Annotated in this window: 15 protein-coding genes; 11 read left to right on the top strand and 4 right to left on the bottom strand. The window is 46.0% G+C overall.

What is annotated here, in order from left to right; all coding sequences use genetic code 11:
- Positions 1–57 precede the first annotated feature (57 nt).
- From K0625_RS10860 to K0625_RS10840, 5 genes are all read left to right on the top strand, one after another.
- Entirely contained in the window at positions 58–2,247 is a 2,190-nt protein-coding gene (locus K0625_RS10860) for a TonB-dependent receptor family protein (protein ID WP_220109701.1), read from the top strand.
- Positions 2,248–2,534: 287 nt separating this feature from the next.
- Positions 2,535–3,728 (top strand): OprO/OprP family phosphate-selective porin, encoded by a 1,194-nt coding sequence (locus K0625_RS10855; RefSeq protein ID WP_220109700.1) that lies wholly within the window; start codon positions 2,535–2,537, stop codon positions 3,726–3,728.
- Positions 3,729–3,850: 122 nt separating this feature from the next.
- Positions 3,851–4,375 carry an FMN-binding protein gene (locus K0625_RS10850; protein WP_438944498.1) on the top strand — a complete coding sequence of 175 codons (525 nt, stop codon included), beginning with the start codon at positions 3,851–3,853 and terminating at the stop codon, positions 4,373–4,375.
- 114 nt (positions 4,376–4,489) lie between these two features.
- Complete coding sequence (locus K0625_RS10845; protein WP_220109698.1) at positions 4,490–5,287, top strand: PepSY-associated TM helix domain-containing protein; 798 nt, start codon at positions 4,490–4,492, stop codon at positions 5,285–5,287.
- Between the two features lie 219 nt (positions 5,288–5,506).
- Complete coding sequence (locus tag K0625_RS10840) at positions 5,507–6,676, top strand: sugar transporter (protein WP_220109697.1); 1,170 nt, start codon at positions 5,507–5,509, stop codon at positions 6,674–6,676.
- Between the two features lie 112 nt (positions 6,677–6,788).
- Here the strand turns inward: K0625_RS10840 and mrcB are convergent, their stop codons facing one another.
- The gene (gene mrcB / locus K0625_RS10835; protein ID WP_220109696.1) at positions 6,789–9,161 is read right to left on the bottom strand and encodes a penicillin-binding protein 1B; all 2,373 of its coding nucleotides are present in this window, start codon (positions 9,159–9,161) and stop codon (positions 6,789–6,791) included.
- 89 nt (positions 9,162–9,250) lie between these two features.
- Positions 9,251–11,779: an ATP-dependent helicase HrpB gene (gene hrpB, locus K0625_RS10830; RefSeq protein ID WP_220109695.1), complete on the bottom strand. Its 2,529-nt coding sequence runs from the start codon at positions 11,777–11,779 to the stop codon at positions 9,251–9,253.
- Positions 11,780–11,914: 135 nt separating this feature from the next.
- Here hrpB and K0625_RS10825 point away from each other — a divergent pair, with 135 nt between their 5' ends.
- Positions 11,915–12,514 carry a 2'-5' RNA ligase family protein gene (locus K0625_RS10825; protein ID WP_232847031.1) on the top strand — a complete coding sequence of 200 codons (600 nt, stop codon included), beginning with the start codon at positions 11,915–11,917 and terminating at the stop codon, positions 12,512–12,514.
- A gap of 212 nt (positions 12,515–12,726) precedes the next feature.
- Here the strand turns inward: K0625_RS10825 and K0625_RS10820 are convergent, their stop codons facing one another.
- Positions 12,727–13,701: a winged helix-turn-helix domain-containing protein gene (locus K0625_RS10820; protein ID WP_220109694.1), complete on the bottom strand. Its 975-nt coding sequence runs from the start codon at positions 13,699–13,701 to the stop codon at positions 12,727–12,729.
- Positions 13,702–14,015: 314 nt separating this feature from the next.
- Positions 14,016–15,293 carry an aminopeptidase PepB gene (gene pepB / locus K0625_RS10815; RefSeq protein ID WP_220109693.1) on the bottom strand — a complete coding sequence of 426 codons (1,278 nt, stop codon included), beginning with the start codon at positions 15,291–15,293 and terminating at the stop codon, positions 14,016–14,018.
- A 210-nt stretch (positions 15,294–15,503) separates the two neighbouring features.
- On the opposite strand from pepB, the gene sfsA reads away from it, so the two are divergent.
- The 5 genes from sfsA (at position 15,504) to folK (ending at position 19,963) form a co-directional block, all read left to right on the top strand.
- Complete coding sequence (gene sfsA, locus K0625_RS10810) at positions 15,504–16,223, top strand: DNA/RNA nuclease SfsA (RefSeq protein ID WP_220109692.1); 720 nt, start codon at positions 15,504–15,506, stop codon at positions 16,221–16,223.
- Positions 16,224–16,382: 159 nt separating this feature from the next.
- Positions 16,383–16,826, top strand: a complete 444-nt coding sequence (dksA, locus tag K0625_RS10805; RefSeq protein ID WP_012326388.1) for an RNA polymerase-binding protein DksA — start codon at positions 16,383–16,385, stop codon at positions 16,824–16,826.
- A gap of 196 nt (positions 16,827–17,022) precedes the next feature.
- A complete protein-coding gene (gene gluQRS / locus K0625_RS10800) occupies positions 17,023–17,922 on the top strand; it encodes a tRNA glutamyl-Q(34) synthetase GluQRS (RefSeq protein WP_220109691.1) in 900 nt (299 codons plus the stop codon).
- Positions 17,923–18,068: 146 nt separating this feature from the next.
- The gene (gene pcnB / locus K0625_RS10795) at positions 18,069–19,463 is read left to right on the top strand and encodes a polynucleotide adenylyltransferase PcnB (protein ID WP_220109772.1); all 1,395 of its coding nucleotides are present in this window, start codon (positions 18,069–18,071) and stop codon (positions 19,461–19,463) included.
- Positions 19,463–19,963, top strand: coding sequence for a 2-amino-4-hydroxy-6-hydroxymethyldihydropteridine diphosphokinase (folK, locus tag K0625_RS10790; RefSeq protein WP_220109690.1), 501 nt, complete (start codon positions 19,463–19,465; stop codon positions 19,961–19,963). Before pcnB ends, folK begins: the two co-directional genes overlap by 1 nt.
- Positions 19,964–20,107 lie beyond the last annotated feature (144 nt).

Genomic DNA, 20,107 nt, shown 5'->3' with positions numbered 1-20,107 from the left:
CAATCCCATTAACATTAAGTGGGATGGTTCGACGTTCATATTCAATACGGAGCACCTATGTCACACCGTACGACGCTATCTTTAAGTCTAATTTCAACGGCACTCTTTACAGCACTTTCACCTCAGGTAATGGCACAAGAGATAGACTCTCAAGCGACCATTGAACAGATCAGTATCTTCGGTGAACGTAACCCGCTTAATACCGTTCCTGGCAGTGCACACCAAATTGGTCAAGCCGAGTTAGATACCTTCAAATACACAGATATCATGCGCACCCTATCCAGCGTACCTGGTGTCTATATTCAAGAGGAAGATGGTTACGGCTTAAGACCCAACATAGGTATGCGTGGTACTGGTCAAAACCGCTCAGAGAAGATCACCATCATGGAAGATGGCGTACTGGCAGCACCTGCCCCCTACGCCTCACCTGCCGCCTATTACTTTCCAACTCCGGGCAGAATGCAATCTATTGAGATCCTAAAAGGTAGCTCTACCGTCAAATATGGTCCAAGAACCACTGGCGGTGTACTCAACATGATCTCTCGTCAGATCCCTGAAGAGGAGCTAGCTGGCCAGCTAGATATTGCAGCTGGTCAAAATGGCTTTGGTAAAATACACGCTTATGCAGGCGGTCAAGGTGAGCGTGTCGGCACCGTTGTGGATCTCTACCGCTACCAAGCCGATGGGTTTAAAGATATCAACGGTGTTGGCGGTGACACAGGCTTTGAGAAAAATGATGCGCTGGCAAAAGTGAGCATCCGCTCCGCTGAAGGTGCTCAATATGAGCAGATCGTCGAGTTTAAGCTTAAATATTCAGATGAAGTCTCTAACGAAACCTATATGGGACTAACCGATGCTGACTTTGATGCAACCCCCTATGCACGTTACTCTGCTTCGCAAAAAGATGTGATGAATACTGAGCATAAACAGCTGCAGATCAATCATATTATCGATTTCAGCGATAATCTCACCTTAGGCACAACCGCCTATTACAATGACTTTGCCCGCAACTGGTACAAAGCCGATCAAGTTAACGGCTTAAAACTGAGTAAAGGTGGGGTTGAGGCTGCATCAGCGTTTGATAAAAATCCTGCATCTGCGCCAATGGATGTACGTGTTAAAGCAAACAACAGAAGCTACATCTCACAAGGAATTCAAACAGAGCTGAACTGGTACCTAGATAATCATGACCTTGCCTTTGGTGCACGCTACCATGAAGATGAGATGGACAGATTCCAATGGGCCGATCATTATTCACTAGATGCTAATCAGGTAATGACTCGAACCGAAAGTGGCCTTCCGGGCAGCGACTCGAACCGCATTGACAGCGCAGAAGCTATTGCGCTTTACGTTCAAGATAAGATCCAGTTAGGTGATTTTAACATTACCGCAGGACTTCGCTATGAAGATGTGAAGACCAACCGTACCGACTGGGGCAAAGAGAACAGCGGACGTGATGGTGAGCCAAAGAAAGATATTGATAACAGTTTCTCAGCAACCTTGCCTTCACTTTCGGTAACCTACCAGATTAACAGCGATCTACTGGTACTGGCTGGTGTTCAAAAAGGGTTTGCCCCAGCATCTCCAGGCAATGCTGATAAAGTTGAAGAGAAGAGCTGGAACTATGAAGCTGGTGCTCGCTATAACAGTGGTGAATTTAGCTCAGAAGCAATCTTTTTCTACAGCGATTACAGCAATATGCATGGCGAATGTACCGCATCTAAAGGTTGTGATGATGAAAATATCGGTGACCAATACAATGGTGGAGAGGTCGATGTTAAAGGACTGGAGCTGAGCCTAGGCTATAGCTTTAACACACAAAACGACATTAGCTTCCCGGTAAAACTTGCCTATACCTATACTGACGCTGAGTTTGCCAATAGCTTCGATTCAGATTTCGACCCTTGGGGCAAAGTTGAAGAGGGTTATAAACTTCCCTATATCGCTGAAAACATGCTTTTTGCATCAGCTGGAGTTAAATCTGATAGCTGGGAACTAACGTTAGCCGCACGTTACACCGATGATATTCGAACTAAAGCTGGCGAAGGTGAGATTGCTCAAGAGAACCTAATCGAAGCTAAAACTATCGTCGACCTATCGGGCCGTTACTTTATCAGTGAAGCACAGGAGCTTTACCTCACTGCCGAGAACCTATTTGATAAAAAGTATGTGACTTCGAGAGTCTACGGTTCTAACTTTGTAGGTAAACCTATGACAGTATCTGTCGGCTACACGTATAAATTTTAATCAAAATTGAGAAATATTAAGTAAAGCTTAAAATTAAATTAATTTTTTTCTTCCCACAAAAAGGCGAGCATTATGCTCGCCTTTTTTTGTCTAGCTTAAAAATCTTTCATTATAAAACATGATGTTAAACCAGCTAGCATCATTCCCCCCTACTCACAAACTGATTTACACTTGATTTACATTTGTTGATCTTAATCAAAAAGTGAATGATAACAATTTGCATTATCGAACCCAATTGTTAGAATTCAGCCAAATTTAATAACCCTTACATAACAACAGGGACAAGAATGATGATGAAGAAAACATTACTTGCAACAGCCTTAATTGGTCTTTTTGCCAGCCAAAGCGCTGTAGCATCTGATGAAACAAAAGAGCTGCGTAAAATTATTGAGCAGCAACAGAAAGTACTTCAAGACTTAGAGCGCCGCCTTGAAGCAACAGAAAATCGTGTCGAGAAAACAGCTGACGTGGTTGAAGAGGTTGCCGAATCAAAAAGCGCTACAACTATCGGTGGTTACGGTGAACTTCACTATAACAACATCACTAATAACGACTCAGGCGAAGATAAGAAAGCTATCGATTTTCATCGCTTCGTACTTTTCTTTGGTCATGAATTTACTGAAAGCACACGCTTCTTCTCTGAGCTTGAAGTTGAACACGCCCTTTCAGGCGATGGTAAGCCAGGTGAAGTTGAGCTTGAGCAGGCTTATATCGAACATGATTTTAACGAGATGTTCACTGGTAAAGCGGGTCTATTCTTAGTTCCAGTTGGTATCATCAACGAAACTCACGAGCCACCAACTTTCTACGGTGTTGAGCGTAACCCTGTTGAGAAAAACATCCTACCAGCAACTTGGTGGGAAGCGGGTGCAGCACTCAATGTTAAAGCTGCTCCAGGCCTAGCATTTGACGGTGCAGTCACCAGTGGTCTTGAAGTTGCTACTGAAGGCAGCAAAGCTTATAACATTCGTAGCGGTCGTCAGAAAGTTGCAAAAGCCAATGCTTCTGACCTTGCATACACGGCGCGTGTAAAATACACAGCAGTGCCAGGACTTGAGCTTGCAGCAACCGCGCAATACCAATCAGATATCACTCAAGGTGCAGCTGGTGTTGATACAGCTTCTGCAACCATGTTAACTGCACACGCTATCTACAGCATTAAAGGCTTTACCGTTAAAGCCCTTTATGCACAGTGGGACATTGATGGCAAAGAAGCAGAGGCCGATGGTCATGATGAGCAGAATGGTTGGTATATCGAACCATCATACCGCTTCAACGACAGCTTCGGGTTGTTTGCTCGTTATAACCGCTACGATAACCAAGCTGGTAGCGGTAATGATACCGATACGGAGATCACTCAAACCAATGTGGGTGTGAACTACTGGTTACATGAAAACGTGGTATTTAAAGCTGACTATGAAAAAGTGGGCGGCGCTAAAGATGCCGACGGTTTCAACCTTGGCGTAGGTTACCAGTTCTAATCGGCTGAACGAGCTCCTAGGTTCTAGGTGCTAAAAGCAGTAGCCTTTAGCACCTTTCTCATTTTTACCTAAACTCAGAGGCCTAGGATCTAAAAGTTTTTATTACTGAGCATGATCATATGATGAAACTTCTCCAAACACTGATCTTCATTGCTGCGTCAATACTGAGTCTTGCTGCTCTGGCTAAGAGCCAATACCAAGCCCCTCAAGACTTTATCAGCCAAGCCTTTAACGCCCCGGCTCCTAAAGCGAAAGTTTTCTGGCTCGATGATGAAGCCCAAAAGGTGATTGAAGAGATCTTATCTCACAAGTTTAGAAAGATGCGGATCCGCTACTGGCAACAGAAAGGAGAAACAGTCTGGATACTAAATGAGATAGGTAAGGAAGCGCCAATCACAGTGGGCATTCATATCAAAGACCAACAGATTGCCCAGACAAAAGTGCTGATTTATCGAGAAAGTCGCGGTGACGAAGTGCGCCATGATTTCTTTACCGATCAGTTCAAAGAGGCCAAACTCAAAAAAGATCTCAAGCTTGACAGACATATCGATGGGATCACCGGGGCCACATTATCTGTAAGAGCCTTAACTAAGCTTTCACGCATTGCTCTCTGGTTAGACTCACGAATAAGAAGAGAGCTCACCTAAACAAAACTAATGAGTTAAAACCTCGTTAGTAAAGGGTGATTAATAAAGAGTGGTTTCGTTAACTCCACATGCTTGTTATGATCTCTGCCAGACAGAGTTAAAACAAGAACAATAATGATCCGTAAGCATCACCTTTCCGGCAGAAATAGCACAAGCTTAATGCTCAAAAGACAAGTCCGTCCCTGGCACAGATGGCTAGGAATATTCAGTGCCGTTTTTGTCTTGCTGATCGCTATATCTGGTGTATTGATCAACCACAGTAATCAGCTATCTATCGACAATGCCCACGTAAAACAGTCATGGCTACTGGACTATTACGGCATCAAGACACCAACTAATATCCACATCTACCAAACGAGCCCGCTGCTTGCCAGCTCAGATAACTTAGTATGGGTAGGTAAGCATCTCGCTTTGGAAGCGGACTCCGCTATTCACGGTATCGTCCCCTTCAACGACATGCTCATCGCTATCGACAACAACAATCTATACCTTATCTCCAATGAAGGCGCCCTGCTTGAGAAACAAGATATCACCACAGGCCTGCCCTCAGGACTTATCGCTATCGCTAATGACGGGCAGATCTGGTTAAACAGTGACACTGGCAGCTATATGGCTGATAACGACCTTATAGAATGGACTGCAGCTAAGCCGTTCGCTCCACTCCCCTGGGTTACGCCATTAACTGAAGTTGGCAATGATTCTGTCAAATCAAGCACTCAAATTGTCTCGCTTCAAGCACGCTCCCACCACCTCACCTGGGAACGTGCCCTACTCGATATCCACAGTGGCCGCTTCTTCGGTGCTTTAGGTCCCTGGTTTATGGATCTCGTCGCTCTGGCCTTGATCATCATGTCCATCTCCGGCGTCTATTTATGGGTACAACACAAACCCAAACGGGTTAAATCAAGGTAATACCTATTCCTTATAAAAAGGTGACTGCTCTATTAAAGTTTAACCCTTGAGAGCATCACCTTAAGCCTGTTTATTTAAGTACTATATACTCGCCTACTAGCCTTCCCCTCTAAAAGTTTTATCTAGATCACAAATCGAACATTTTCCTCCCTCACCTCTCGCATTGCTCATTATTTGAGCCTAGACTTGCCGCCCTTTTAATCTTGGACGTACGACTTAATGAAGCAGCCCCTCATCAACTGGGCACCTGTATTTTTACTGGCACTCACCGCTTTTGTTTTTGTCTCCACAGAGTTTGTTCCTGTGGGGCTTCTGGCCGCCCTTGGCCAGAGTTTTGGCATGAGTGCGATTGAAGTTGGCCCTATGCTAACGGCCTATGCCAGCGTCGTAGCCCTTGCGTCTTTACCTGCGGTACTGCTTTTTGCGCGATTTGAACGTAAAAAGTTACTACTTGGATTAATGTCGGTCTTTATCATCAGTCACGGCATCTGTGTCTGGGCTCCCAGTTATGAGATCCTTCTATCTGGTCGTGTCGGCATCGCTTTCACTCATGCGTTATTTTGGGCGATAGCCCCAGCCCTCGTCGTGCGACTCGCGCCTAATGGACAAGGTCCACAAGCCCTGAGCATCTTCGCAACTGGCTGTGTTTTGGCGCTTGTACTTGGTATTCCTCTAGGGCGAGTGATTGGACAGTTAGTAGGATGGCGCACTATTTTTGCTTTAATCGGCTTACTCACATTAATCATGATGCTACTGCTTTGGCGCGGGCTGCCAACACTGCCCGCAACCCATGGTGGTAGCTGGCGTAGTCTGCCCGCTTTAGTACATAATAAGGCACTGCTCTGGCTATACTTACTCACCATAGTATTAGTCACAGCACACTACAGCGTTTATACCTACTTAGAGCCTTTACTGCAGGAGCACTTTGGGTATTCAGCGAATATCACCACCATGATCTTGCTCATCTTTGGTGCTGCGGGGTTAATTGGTAGTGCGCTTTTTAGTCGCTATCAAGCGCGTCATGCCCAACAGCTATTAACACTTGCCATCTTATCTCTGGGCAGCTGCATGGCAATCTTGCCATTTATTGCAAACCAGATCTTGTTACTGCTGCCTTTGTCTGTTTTATGGGGAGCAGGCATGATGTTGATGTGTCTGTCACTGCAATCAAAAGCACTGAAGCTGGCGCCTGATGCTACCGATGTTGCCATGGCTATCTACTCAGGACTATTTAATGTGGGGATTGGCGGTGGTGCGCTATTAGGCAGCATCATAGCCGCAAGATATGGCGTCGTAGAAAATGGTAACTGGGCAAGTATCTTAGTTCTCCTCGCTACTGTGCCTCTGTTTTATCTGCTTAAAGCACGACGACAAGAGATGGCTCATTAAACAATACACCATATCAGCAAAATACTGCCGTTATTTATAGTCCTGAATTTATAATGCTGAGACGAAAAGGGCTTGTTATCCAACAAGCCCCTTAACACCAATAGGTAAAAGATTAACCTCCAGTCAACTTCTGCCACCAAGACAGAGGCTCACCACAGTTTCTAGCAGGATGATAACTGGCTTCCAATGCAGGCAGCGCGATAGAGTTTTCACAGCCCGACTCTTTAGCAACACCGGTTGTTTTATCAAAGTGGCCATTAACCACCCCACTGATTAAAGGGCGTCTTAAACTGATTGGTGGTCGAGTACCGAGAAAGTCTTGATAGACAGCCATGGCGCCACTGCTGCCATAGAGACCTGTTTTACCGTTGTCATCACGTCCAACCCAGATGGCCGCGACGTTACGCTCATCAAATCCAGCAAACCAGGAGTCGCGAGAGTCATTACTGGTCCCAGTTTTACCTGCCAAGGTCGCGTAGGGGAAAGCCTTTCCAAGCCTACTTGCCGTACCAGATTTAACCACTTGGGTCATAGCATACTGCACCAGATAGGTGGAGCTTGGATTCAATGCTTGATTTTGCTCAACACGCGCCACAGGCAGAGGGTTATTCTCCATATCCAGCACAGCCGTCACCGATGATAAACGGCGATAACGGCCGTTGTCCGCTATGGTTTGATAGACCTGAGCGACCATCAGCGGCGAGCCATTAACAGCACCTAACAGCATAGAGGGGTATTCACTGATTTTACCTCTCCAGCCTGATTTATCGAGCGTGGTCGCCACACTGCTGACCCCCATCTCCATGCCCAAATTGACCGTAGGTACGTTAATTGACCTCTTAAAGGCGGTCAAAAGTGGCACTTCCCCTCTAAACTTCTTATCCACGTTCTTGGGTGACCAGGTCTTACCTTGGCCGTTGTTCAAGGTAATTGGTTGATCTTTAAGTGGCGTCGCTAAGGTATATTTAGCTGGTTGATTCAACGCGGTCGCATAGACAAAAGGTTTGATTAGTGAACCTATTGGACGTCTTATCTCCACGGCACGGTTATAGCCTTTATAGCTCGGTACTTTATCCCCCACCATGGCTGCGATACCCGCCGAATATTTATCGGTAACCACCATACCCACTTGCAATGTCTTATCATTTTTCCCCAAACGGGCCATGGTCTTCTTCACCGCTTTTTCAGCCGCTTCCTGCGCCATAGGATCCAGCGTTGTATAGACCTTAATACCCGACTGCTTTAATAAAGAGTCGCCAAAGCGTCTGTTAAGCTCATGCTGAACAACGGCGAAAAATGCAGGCAGTTTTTGATGCACAGGTTTGTCTGCGCTTCGAAGACCTAAAGGCGACTCAACGGCGGCAGTATACTGCTGCACATTAAGCTTACCGTCCTCCATCAAGAGCCGCAGTACTAGATCGCGACGACTTGCAGCCCGCTCAGGGTAGCGCCAAGGGTTGTAGTAAGAGGGCCCCTTTATCACGGCGACCAAAAATGCCTGCTGCGGCAAGGTCAGCTCTGCTATAGGACGACCGAAATAGAACTGAGAGGCCAGTCCCATACCATGTACTCCACGGGCTTTATCTTGTCCCATGTACACTTCATTAAGGTAAGCCTCTAATATTTCATCCTTTTCATAGCGAAAATCGATGATGATAGCCATTAAGGCTTCCCGAATTTTCCGCACTAACGAGCGCTCACTGGAGAGGAAGAAGTTTTTTGCTAGCTGTTGCGTTAACGTTGAGCCCCCCTGCACAGTGCGCCCCGCACTGATATTAACCAGCGCTGCGCGAATAATGGCAAACGGATTTACACCATGGTGTTCATAGAAGCTGCGATCTTCCACCAGAATCAATGAGTCGATAATAGACTGAGGCATCTTAGCGGTGGGGACAAATAGACGATCTTCACCATCACCAGTGATAATACGGTCAAGCAACACAGGTTCGAGATGAAAAACCGCTAACTGACGATTATCTGAGTTCCTTGCGACCGAACTTACCCCCTGTTGATCAAAGGTGATCATGACTCTCTGCTCAGCTTGGGTTCCTTGAGGGTGCAGGAAGGGACGCCGCCACAAATCAACTCGGGTTTTAGATGCAGAAAACTCACCCACCTGTCTTGGGTTAGCCACTTTGCGATAACCCAGCAATTTTAACTCAGCAATGAGCTGACCGTGACTCACAGCTGCACCAGGATAAAGGGCCATTGAGCGGCTAAACACTTGAGCAGGTAGGTGCCATTTCTGCCCTTCAAACTTTCGAGCTATCACTTGATCTAGGTAGATACCGTAACTCAACACGCCTACAAATAGGATCAGGCCGAGCTTCCAGCTGATAGACCAGATCCGTCTGCCAATACCAGATGAGCCTTTACTGGCACTCTTCGCTTTGGCAGCACGCTTTTTTGCTGCAGGCTTTTTCGCCCCAGATTTAGGAGCCGCTTTTTTACGCGCAGGTTTCTTTGAAGTCTCTTTATCTGTCATCTTTATTCCGAAAAACCTATTTTGGAGCCAAGGCGCTTACTTGAAAACCGCCTTGATAAATAATGTACTTAACTCCCCATAAATCAGTGTCAGGAGCCTTGATTTAGGGTCTTTTTCTTAGTGAAACGCGTCGGCGTAGTATTAGCAGGGTCATCAGGCCAAAGGTGTTTCGGGTATCTCCCCTTCATCTCCTTTTTCACTTCGACATAAGGGCCTTGCCAAAAACTGGCCAGATCAGCCGTCAAAGCAAGGGGTCTATGAGCAGGAGAAAGCAACTCCATGGTGACCGTTAGCTTACCATTGGCTAATACTGGGCTTTGAGCCATCCCTAATGCTTCTTGAAGACGCACACTGAGTAATGCTCTTCCTGCATCATCATAGGTGATCCCAGCTCGAGTTCCTGTTGCCATAGCCCAGTGAGTAGGAAAAAGAGTCTCTAGCCGCTGTTGAGCACTCCACTCAAGCTGATTAAGCAGCAGAGTATAACAGTCAAGAGACCTCAATTGTGACAAGCTTTTGACATCATTAAGATAGGGGCCAAGCCAATCGGCTAATGTATCGATAAGCTTGCCATGGCTCATATCAGGCCAAGCCTGTTCTGAGTCGAGTGTCGCCGCTAACATCAACCTATTCTGCAGCTGCAGCGCCTTGTCATTCATATTCAGCAAACCTAAGCCTTTATTGCGAAGCTGCTCAAAAATAGCCAACTTTATCTGCTCAGGATCTGGCTTAGTTAATGCCGACTTACTCAACACTATCTGGCCAATACGCTGTTGAGATTCGGCATAAAAACGCCCTTTAACATCATCCCAGCCACAATATTCCTGTTTCTCAACTAGAAATTGAAGCCGACTTTTAAAAGATTCGACATCGATTTGAGCCGCGAGGTAGACCCGCCCACTCGTGCGTCCCTCACTCTCTTGAAAGTCTGCCACCACCAGCCAATCTGCCGAATTAAGTGCATCATGTTCAGGCAAGGTCACGCCGGTACCATTGGCCAATAGATAACCGGAGACACCGCGACTTTTTGCCACTCGGTCAGGAAACGCTAAGGCAAGCAGGAAAGCGATATCTTCATTACAGGCATTCGTGATACAGGCTTGGAGATCTGAGTTAACATTTAATTTTCTCATCCATTGGCGAACCTGCTGCCCAGACTCACCTTGAATAGACTCTCTTAGATAGCCACTAATATCTATGCCGTGTTGGCCACGGGAGCGGGACTCCAATACCCCTGCAAGAATACAGGCTAACCCCACAAGCTCTCGATGTGTTCCCTTGGTCAGTGATTTAGCTTTAAGTAGCATATGGGCTAATCTTGGGTGACAGCCCAGCTCATAGGCTTGTCGCCCGTGGGAGGTGATTTTTCGCTGTTTATCTACGACATCAAGCTGTTCCAACAACTGCCAAGCCGCATTTTCATTTGGTTGGGAGGCGGTGGTTAACATAGGTAACTCATCGAGTGCTTTGACTCCCCAGCAAGCACCATCGAGCACCATAGGGATAAGATCTGAGTGTAAGATCTCAGGTTCATCAGCCTTGAGTAATCTTCCTTGCTCCTCTTGACTCCAGAGTCTCAAACAGTAACCGGGTGCCAAACGCCCAGCACGCCCAGCACGCTGAGCAGCTGATGCCTGACTTATTCGCTTAAGAGATAAACGAGTGACCCCTGTCCTAGCATTAAAACTTGCCTGACGCTTATAACCTGAATCAACCACCATAGTGATCCCTTGGATGGTCAAACTCGACTCGGCAACGTTAGTTGAGAGCACCACTTTACGTTTGCCATCACTAGGTTCTGCAATGGCTTTATCCTGCATTTTAGGTGGCAAGCTGCCATAGAGCGGGCAGATAGAGAACAGGTTAAGATCCAAGCGGCTGTTCAGAAACTCTTGCAACTTAACAATTTCACCCTGTCCGGGAAGAAACGCCAACAAAGAGCCATGGGAATATAACCCCTTCTCATCTCCCTGTGTGAGTAGCTCAACAATCACTCTGCCCATATGATCAATCCAATGATGGGCAGAGCGGCCTTGTTGAGACGAAGTACTTGCGCGGTAAACCAGCTCCACGGGAAAGCTTCTCCCCTCACTGTTAAGTGAGATAGCTTTAGGCATAAGCTCAGTTAAAGGTAGGCCAGATAGCGTGGCTGACATCGCCAAGATTTTCAAATCTTCACGAAATGAGCCCTGTATCTCCAAGGCTAAGGCTAGACCGAGATCTGTGGTCAAGTGTCGCTCATGGATCTCATCGAAGATGATCATATCGATCCCACTCAATTCGGGATCTTGCTGGATCATACGGGTTAATACACCCTCAGTGACGATCTCTAAACGAGTTGATGCTTGACTGCGAGACTCGCCGCGTACCCGATACCCCACCTCTTCTCCCACCTGACAGCCACGCTGTGAAGCGATAAAGTGAGCCACACTTCTTGCTGCCACCCGTCTGGGTTCGAGCATAAGAATTTTCCCCTCCAGCTCATCCCAATCGAGCATGGCCAAAGGTAAGGCGGTGGACTTTCCTGCACCGGTAGGTGCCTCTAATATGACTTGATGATGTTGGCTAAACGCCTCTCTTAACGGAGTAAGCAGGCTTAGAACGGGTAACTGATCCAATGGAGGTCGTATCTCAAAAACACTTTGCCCCAGTGTACTAACGATCGCCAGATAAGTGAATGAACATCTGCACAAGTTCACTTATCTGAAAATGATGTTATAAATGGAGAATTAGAACGATAAATGCCCTAGATCATGAAACGATTATTTCTCGGTATTGCACCGACTCAAACCCAAAACACACAACTGTCTAGCCTACAGGCAGGGATATCAGTTGATGGCAAAAGCGTATCACCAGCAAATTTTCATATGACTTTAGCTTTTCTGGGGCAACTCGATATACATCAACAGTTCAAGTTGCAGCATAAGCTCGACATCCTCCAAGCTTCAAAAGCCTTAAGCTGGCCAAAATTCACGGTCACCTTAGACACATTAACCCTTTGGCGAAAACCTCAGATCCTCTGTCTTTCAGGAAAAGTACTCGATCCCAATCTGCAATATATCTTAGATGAGTGCCACTCCCTTCTGCAGCAGATAGGTATTAAGCTCCCTAACCATCAGAGCAGAAAAGCTGCACAAAATATCCTGCCACAAGAGGTTAACTTTGTTCCCCATATCAGCCTATTTAGGAAAGCAAAACAGTTGCCTATTAAACATGAAGCTTTAGCCCTCACTCTTTCTCCAGAGAAGATCCATCTCTATATTTCCATCAGTAAACCCACAGGTGTCGAATATCAGATCTTGCAATCTTGGCCACTCACTGAGATAACAGGCAAAAAAAATGCTGCCGATTAGGGCAGCAAATTGAAGAATTTCTACTTGATATTGAAACTCTCTGCTTACATGGGCACAAAATAGAGAGCCAGTCATGGAACTAGCGCTATCTCCCCCCCCAGTGATTTTCAATATGCTATTGATATCATGAGATTAAATAAATTGGCATAGCTAAACCTTGAAAGATGTTGAAAAGCTTTGAATTCGGCATAAAATCACATAAAAATAAGTATTTATTGATTTTTTCTTTCACTCTCAAGGGGTTTAAAGTGGGGCATCACTAAATTAAACAGGCTCTGGGCATCGACAGCCACTCCCTGACCGCCACTTTTACTGACAGCGTCATGCAGCTGGGGTGTATCATTAAGGGTATAAATAATATAGGGGATATCTGTACCACTCTCGCGCAGCACTCTTAACAATTTCAGCCCAGCAAGAGGCTCTTCCCCTCTTCCCATATCAGAGATCACCATCTCATAGCCATAAATAGAGAGAAGCAGTAAAGCCTCGTCGGTACTTGTTGTACTATAGACGCCGATATTTTGCTGACGAAATTCCTCTCTCTCCTCAACATTATTATCGGGATGATCATCGACCCATAAAATACGTCCTATGGCATCGGGAGGCTGGCTGTAGACCACCTCTTGAGGATTGTTTTTTAACACAGGAGTTTGAGCTGATGTAAACACAGAGGGAATTAGATAGTGGTTGAGTGTAAAAACCATAAAAATCATCAATAAAAAACCAATAATCAGATTGCCTTTTTGAGCGAGGGTTTTCTCAGTAAAAGATAGTGACCTCTCTTGAACCGGTATTTTCGCGCTCGACTCAACTCCACTCTGCTCAAAACCACTAAGTTGCACTTGCGGCTCTGAACAAGGAGTATCGGCACTGGAAAGCTGCAGGCCTAACTCTTTAGATAAACGATATCCACGGCCATGAACCGTTTCAATAATAGGTACTTGGCAACCAACCTTTTTAAACAACTTGCGTGTATCTGAAACGAGTTTAGCCAGTGACATATCTGAAACAACGGTATTAGGCCAGATACAGTCCAGACATCTCTGTTTACTACAGTGGGCGGGGTAATGTTCAATGAGTAACTTGAATAACTGAAACACACGTTCATCGAGTTGAATAGACTCTTTGGCGATCACCAATTCAAATGTCTCAGTATTAATACTAAACTCTTCAAAACAAGTATACATAACCAGTCTCATTCCTTTGAGCTTGTGATGAAACGCAGCCAACAAGCTATATTAAAAAACTGACCAACAAGCTGCGTTAACAATTATGCAACAAAGTAAGCATTCGAACTATCAACTATAAGTCTGATAGTCGCTGGCTTAACGATGGGATCAAAGCATTAATTAAGGCCTAAATAGACCTTAAAATAGTACCTTTGAACTAATTTTGGGTGAAGGTTAACATTTTGAATAAAACCGACTTGAACTATTTTTGGCGTTATTGAGGGTATTAGGGCGAACCTGAGGTTCGCTCTTTATGACAGGTAAGTAAAATTTTAGTCTTGCAGCAAAGCCGTAATGGTCAACATGCCATGGCTTGTGCCACCAGCGGCCCAAAGTGAATTTGGCGAATCAGCAAAAGCCGATGCCAGATCCATATGTAACCAGTTCACCTCAGGCGACACAAAACGCCATAGGAAACCAGCAGCATTCGAGGCTCCGCCAGCTCCTCCGCCCTTCATTGGACGACTATTGGCTGTATCTGCATAGGGAGATGGACACATATCACGGTGCCATGGGTCTAACGGCAGTGGCCAAACTCGCTCACCAACCTCTGACGCCTTAGCCTGAGCCATAGCCAGTACTTCACTTTTAGGTGAGAAAATAGCGTTGTAATTAGTACCAACGGCCATAACTGCGGCCCCGGTCAAAGTCGCCGCATCAATCACTAAAGGCGCCCCAGTTTCACAGGCAGCCTGAAGTCCATCGGCTAATACTAAGCGCCCCTCCGCATCGGTATTGACCACCTCAACTGAGACTCCATTTTTATAGGTGAGCACATCACCTAATTTATAAGCATGCCCACTAATAAGATTTTCAGCACAACAGAGGAACAACTTAACCCGTTTATTTAGCCCTTGCTTCATGGCAAGACCTAAAGAGGCGGTCACAGTCGCAGCACCGCCCATATCGCACTTCATGCCTAACATGCCTTCAGAAGCCTTGATACTGTAGCCGCCAGAATCGAAGGTTATCCCTTTTCCTACCAGTGCCACGGACACAGGAGCATCCTCCCCTAGTGGATTATAATCGAGTTCCAACATAGCTGGTGGTCGCTCACTCCCACGGCCAACTGCATGGATCCCTACCCACTTATCCTCTAACAGTTCAGCGCCTTCAATAATACGGTAACTGACCTTGTCACCACCGATCTCAGATAGCCAATGAGCCGCTAAAATTGCCAGCTTTACTGGTGCAAGATTTTCTGGTGTCTCATTGATCAGATGACGTGCAAAGCTGGCACTTGCTAGGCGATCTGTTAGTGCCTGTTGAGTCTCCTCATCACCAGTCCAGCTGATCTCAGGCACAGATTTAGCGGTAGCGAAACCTTGGGCTAGGGCCCATTGAGTATGTAGGTCCCATAGCTCCCCCTCTAATGCGAGTTTGCTGAGTCCTTGGTTTCTTAGCTTACGAGCTGCCTGCTGGATTTGACGCAGTTCATCACCGCCCTGAAGATGTATAACTGACTGATTATTTTCAAAAGTCACATCTGCATTCCCCCAGTGGGCTGCAGGTGCATCTTTCGTTAGGGTCACTGTCATTACGTCTGTCATACTGATTCCTTGTTCGAATTATTTTTATTAAAACTTAAACAGAAGTGTACTTGAACGAGACTAATATCTAAAGGTAAGCGGCCCAAGAGCCCTGCTATTTATATAGGCAAGCACCGAGTAAAAGAGGATAAAACAAACCATTATAGAGAGATGTATCTCTCGCTTCTTACCTGCTAATCTAGCCCCATTATTTTGGCTCTTAGGTTTACCATGGAATTTACTCCTCCCTTTGAACAAGGCATCTTGATCAAACGCTACAAACGTTTTCTTACGGATATCCGCTTAGAGGATGGCAGCGAAGTAACTATTCACTGTCCTAACACAGGCTCTATGCGTAACTGTCTTTTCGAAGGCAAGAAGGTATGGTTTTCAATATCAGACAATCCTAAACGTAAATACTCAAGAACCTGGGAGCAGGCAGAGTCCGATTGCGGGGATATTATTGGTATCAATACGGGACGCGCAAACCAACTAGCCGAAGATGCCATCAAGTCTGGCGTGATAACAGAGCTTCAGGGTTACGATTTACTTAAGCGCGAGGTCAAGTATGGCAGTGAGAACAGTCGGATAGACATACTACTGACAGATAATGCCCCCCATAACGAGCCTAAACCTCACTGCTATATTGAGGTAAAAAGCTGCACCTTACTTGAAGATGGCCAAGGCTATTTTCCTGATGCCGTAACAACTAGAGGACAAAAACATCTGCGAGAGCTGATGGAGATGGTTTCCATGGGTCATCGAGCAGTGCTTCTTTTTGTCGTTCAACATACGGGCATAAAATCAGTGATGGCGGCTAAACATATCGATCCTGACTACGCCGAACTGCTCACCCAAGCCCATCAAGCTGGTGTCGAAATATTGGCCTATAATACCGAAATGTCACCAAATCAGGCTTCCTTGCTTAAATCCTGCCCTGTCAAACTATAATTACCCCCTAAAAGTTGAATTAATTGAGAATAGGGAACATAGTCAAGGAATATGGTTAAACGGAAACAAAAAGTTTGCTTGGTTTATCTCTTTCTGATATAGATATCGGCCTTAAAATACAAGCGCCCAAAAAAGCAAACGATTAACAGGAGATGGGTTATGCCAGAAGGCACTAAAAAACTTGGCGTGCTCGCTATCGCAGGTGTAGAACCTTATCAGGAAAAACCTGGTGAGGAGTATATGAACGCAGATCAGCTGGGCCATTTCAGAACGATTCTGGATGCTTGGCGTAATCAGTTGCGTGAAGAGGTCGACCGTACTCTTAATCATATGCAAGATGAAGCAGCAAACTTTCCAGACCCTGTGGACCGCGCCGCTCAAGAGGAGGAGTTCAGTTTAGAACTTCGTGCTCGTGATAGAGAGCGTAAGCTAATTAAGAAGATCGAAAAAACACTTCAGAAAATTGAAGAGGATGATTTTGGCTTCTGTGATTCATGCGGCATCGAAATTGGTATTCGTCGTCTCGAAGCTCGTCCAACAGCCGATCAATGTATCGATTGTAAGACACTTGCAGAGATCAAAGAAAAGCAGATGGCTGGCTAATCTGACTTTTGTGTGATGCAACAGGTAAGCGGGGCTACTCAGCTCCGCTTTACTGACTCTGACGTTTACACTTTCCCTCTATTTTTACTCTCTTTCTCCATTTTCAATAACGTCTTCATCAACATCAACCTAACTTGCTCTCACTTTATAGAAAGTACTATCATTCCCGCTAACTTCTGTCACAGGCACAGCCATTTTGAACCAAGACTCAACCGTTACGCCAACGAGAACTCAATCTGACTATATTGGCCGCTTCGCCCCCTCTCCATCAGGACCTTTACACTTTGGCTCTCTCGTTGCGGCACTAGGAAGTTATCTAAGGGCACGTTCATTGGGAGGAAAATGGCTGGTTCGTATCGAAGATATCGACCCACCACGAGAAGTAACTGGCGCCGCTGACATGATATTGCAAACATTATCCGCCTATGGATTAAATTGGGATGGTGATATCTTGTATCAGAGTCAACGCCTCGATGCCTATCAAGCAAAAATAGATAAGCTGCTATCCCAAGATCAGGCTTACTACTGCCAATGTACCCGCAAACAGATCCAAGCAATGGGCGGAAGTTATGACGGACGCTGCGGAAGACTCGACTCCCCCCATACCCACGGCGCAATTAGGATCCGAAATACTGCAGGGGTGGAACGTTTTCAGGATCTACATATGGGTGATGTATGTTTAGATACCGATTTTGCTACCGAGGACTTTATCATTAAGCGAAGCGATGGCCTTTACGCCTATCAACTCGCTGTCGTGATGGATGATGCTTTTCAAGGGATCACTGAGGTCGTTCGTGGTTGCGATCTGCTTACCCCCACCTGCAGACAGATAAGTCTAAATCAGCAGTTTAGTTATCAAAGCCCACTCTGGCTTCACCTGCCTCTGGTTTGTGATGCTCCGGGAATGAAACTCTCTAAGCAAAACCACGCTCAAGCGATCGACACAGATAAGCCTCAAACGAGCTTGAATGCAGCACTCACTTTCCTAGGACAGCAAGCTGTAACACCACAAAGTGATATTCGTGAAATGCTTGCAGAAGCGGTAGCTCAATTTGATCTCAGTGCTATACCCAAACAGGCTGAGATTGTCCTTTAACGAGTATAATAATCGGTATAAAAAAGCACTCACAAGTCCAATATCTGCAACTGAGCAGGTGCATCTATATACTCATTACGTCGTATTTGAGTTATCATAGCCGCCTTATTGCAACCCATAACTAAGTTTTATGTTCGAGGTGTCCCATTTTTCGCCGTATAACCAAATTCTGTAAGCAGTTATTTGATAATAACCAAGCAACTGAAGAGACCACACAAACAGGCCTAAGCCTGTCGGTTGTCCCGAGACAAGATCACTCTATATCTCGTAGTCAGATGAGCGAAAATGCCATAAAGGTACTCTACCGACTGCATAAGTCAGGCTTTAAAGCTTACCTTGTGGGTGGCGGTGTGCGCGACATCTTACTTGGCTTGCAACCTAAAGATTTCGATGTGGTCACCAATGCCACACCCGAAGAGATTAAGCGTCTGTTCCGTAACTGTCGCTTAGTCGGTAGACGCTTTCGATTAGCTCATATTGTTTTTGGCCGTGATGTCATCGAAGTAGCCACTCTACGTGGTCACCATGTCGATAACGAAGAGAAGATATCAAAGACCAATGCCGAGGGCAGATTGCTGCGTGATAACGTCTACGGCACCATAGATGAAGATGCAGAGCGCCGTGACTTTACCGTTAACGCCCTCTATTACGACATCAGTGATTTCTCTATCCACAGCTATGGAGGTGGTTTAGAGGATCTGCACTCTCGTACCATTAGAATGATTGGCGATCCTAATACCCGCTACCGTGAAGACCCAGTCCGTATGTTAAGGGCTGTTCGCTTTGCAACTAAGCTTGGTATGACAGTCGATGAAGAGACCGCAGCGCCTATCTATGAGTTAGCTCCCCTGCTAAAAGATATTCCTGCAGCTCGCATGTATGAAGAGGTACTTAAGCTTTTCTTCAATGGACAGGCGGAAAACAACTTTGCCATGATGCGTGAATTTGGCTTGTTTGCGCCACTTTTCCCGCTAGTAGAGACTCTGCTGATTGAAGACCCAAAAGGCCCTGCAACTAAGATGCTGCAGGTGATCATGAAGAACACTGATGCACGGGTTCAAGCTGAGAAAACAGTCACGCCGGCCTTCTTCTATGCCGCTATCCTTTGGTATCCTCTGGCTCAAAAAGCCGATGATATTGCACTGGAAAGTGGCCTGAGTCTCTATGATGCTTACTATGCTGCCATGGGTGATATTATGGAGCAGCAGTGCCGTACTATCAGCATTCCACGCCGCTTCAGTACGCCAGCAAAAGATATCTGGCAGTTGCAACTACGCTTCGATCGTAATCAAGGCACTCGCGCCTTTAAGTTTATTGAGCATCCTAAATTCCGCGCCGCCTATGATCTACTTCTACTGCGCGCTGACGCTGAGGGTGGTCCAGTGGCTAAATCTGCCGCTTGGTGGAAGAGCTTCGTCGAAGCCGGTGAAGAGCAGCGTAGTGTGATTGCTCGCTCAACCAACAAAGGTAGCCGTAACAGAAACTCAAATCAGCGTAAACGCCGTAAGCCTGCAAACAAAACGGCAAAACCCGCAGAGTAATGGTCAAGGTTTTTGTGGCGCTAGGCGCCAACCTAACAGATCCTGTCGCTCAGCTAGATAACGCCTCTATGGCACTGGCTGAGTTAGCTGAAGTTAACCCAACTAACGGGTTAACTTCACTCACACTCTCCCCTTATTACCGCTCAGCACCTATGGGGGAAGTTGAACAACCCGACTATGTGAATGCCGTTGCAGGTTTCAACACAAGCCTCTCCCCTATCAACCTGCTCGATGCACTGCAAAAGATAGAGAATGAACAGGGACGGGTAAGGTTAGAGCGTTGGGGACCACGCACCTTAGATCTCGATATCTTACTCTACGGCGAACAGAGCATAGACTCCCCTAGGTTGACGATCCCCCACTATGGTATGAAACAGCGTAGCTTTGTTTTAGTCCCCTTAGCCGATATAGCTCCGAACATAATACTTCCCTGTGGAGCAGAGCTTAGTGGGCTTATAGATGCTAAATTACGCGCACAATTAGAACAAATAGTCAGATAAGATTGAACTCAACCCTAAGTTAGCATATAAAGCACACTACTAAGAGTAAAGACGATACCCAAACAGGCTCACCATGCAGGATTCAGTATTGTGACCGTGTTTCGGTATAATTTTTACGTTAATAAACTCGATTTAAGAAAGTCA

It is taken from the genome of Shewanella nanhaiensis, from assembly GCF_019457885.1.
GTDB classification, from domain to species: domain Bacteria; phylum Pseudomonadota; class Gammaproteobacteria; order Enterobacterales; family Shewanellaceae; genus Shewanella; species Shewanella nanhaiensis.
This window is presented reverse-complemented; position numbering and strand designations above follow the sequence as displayed.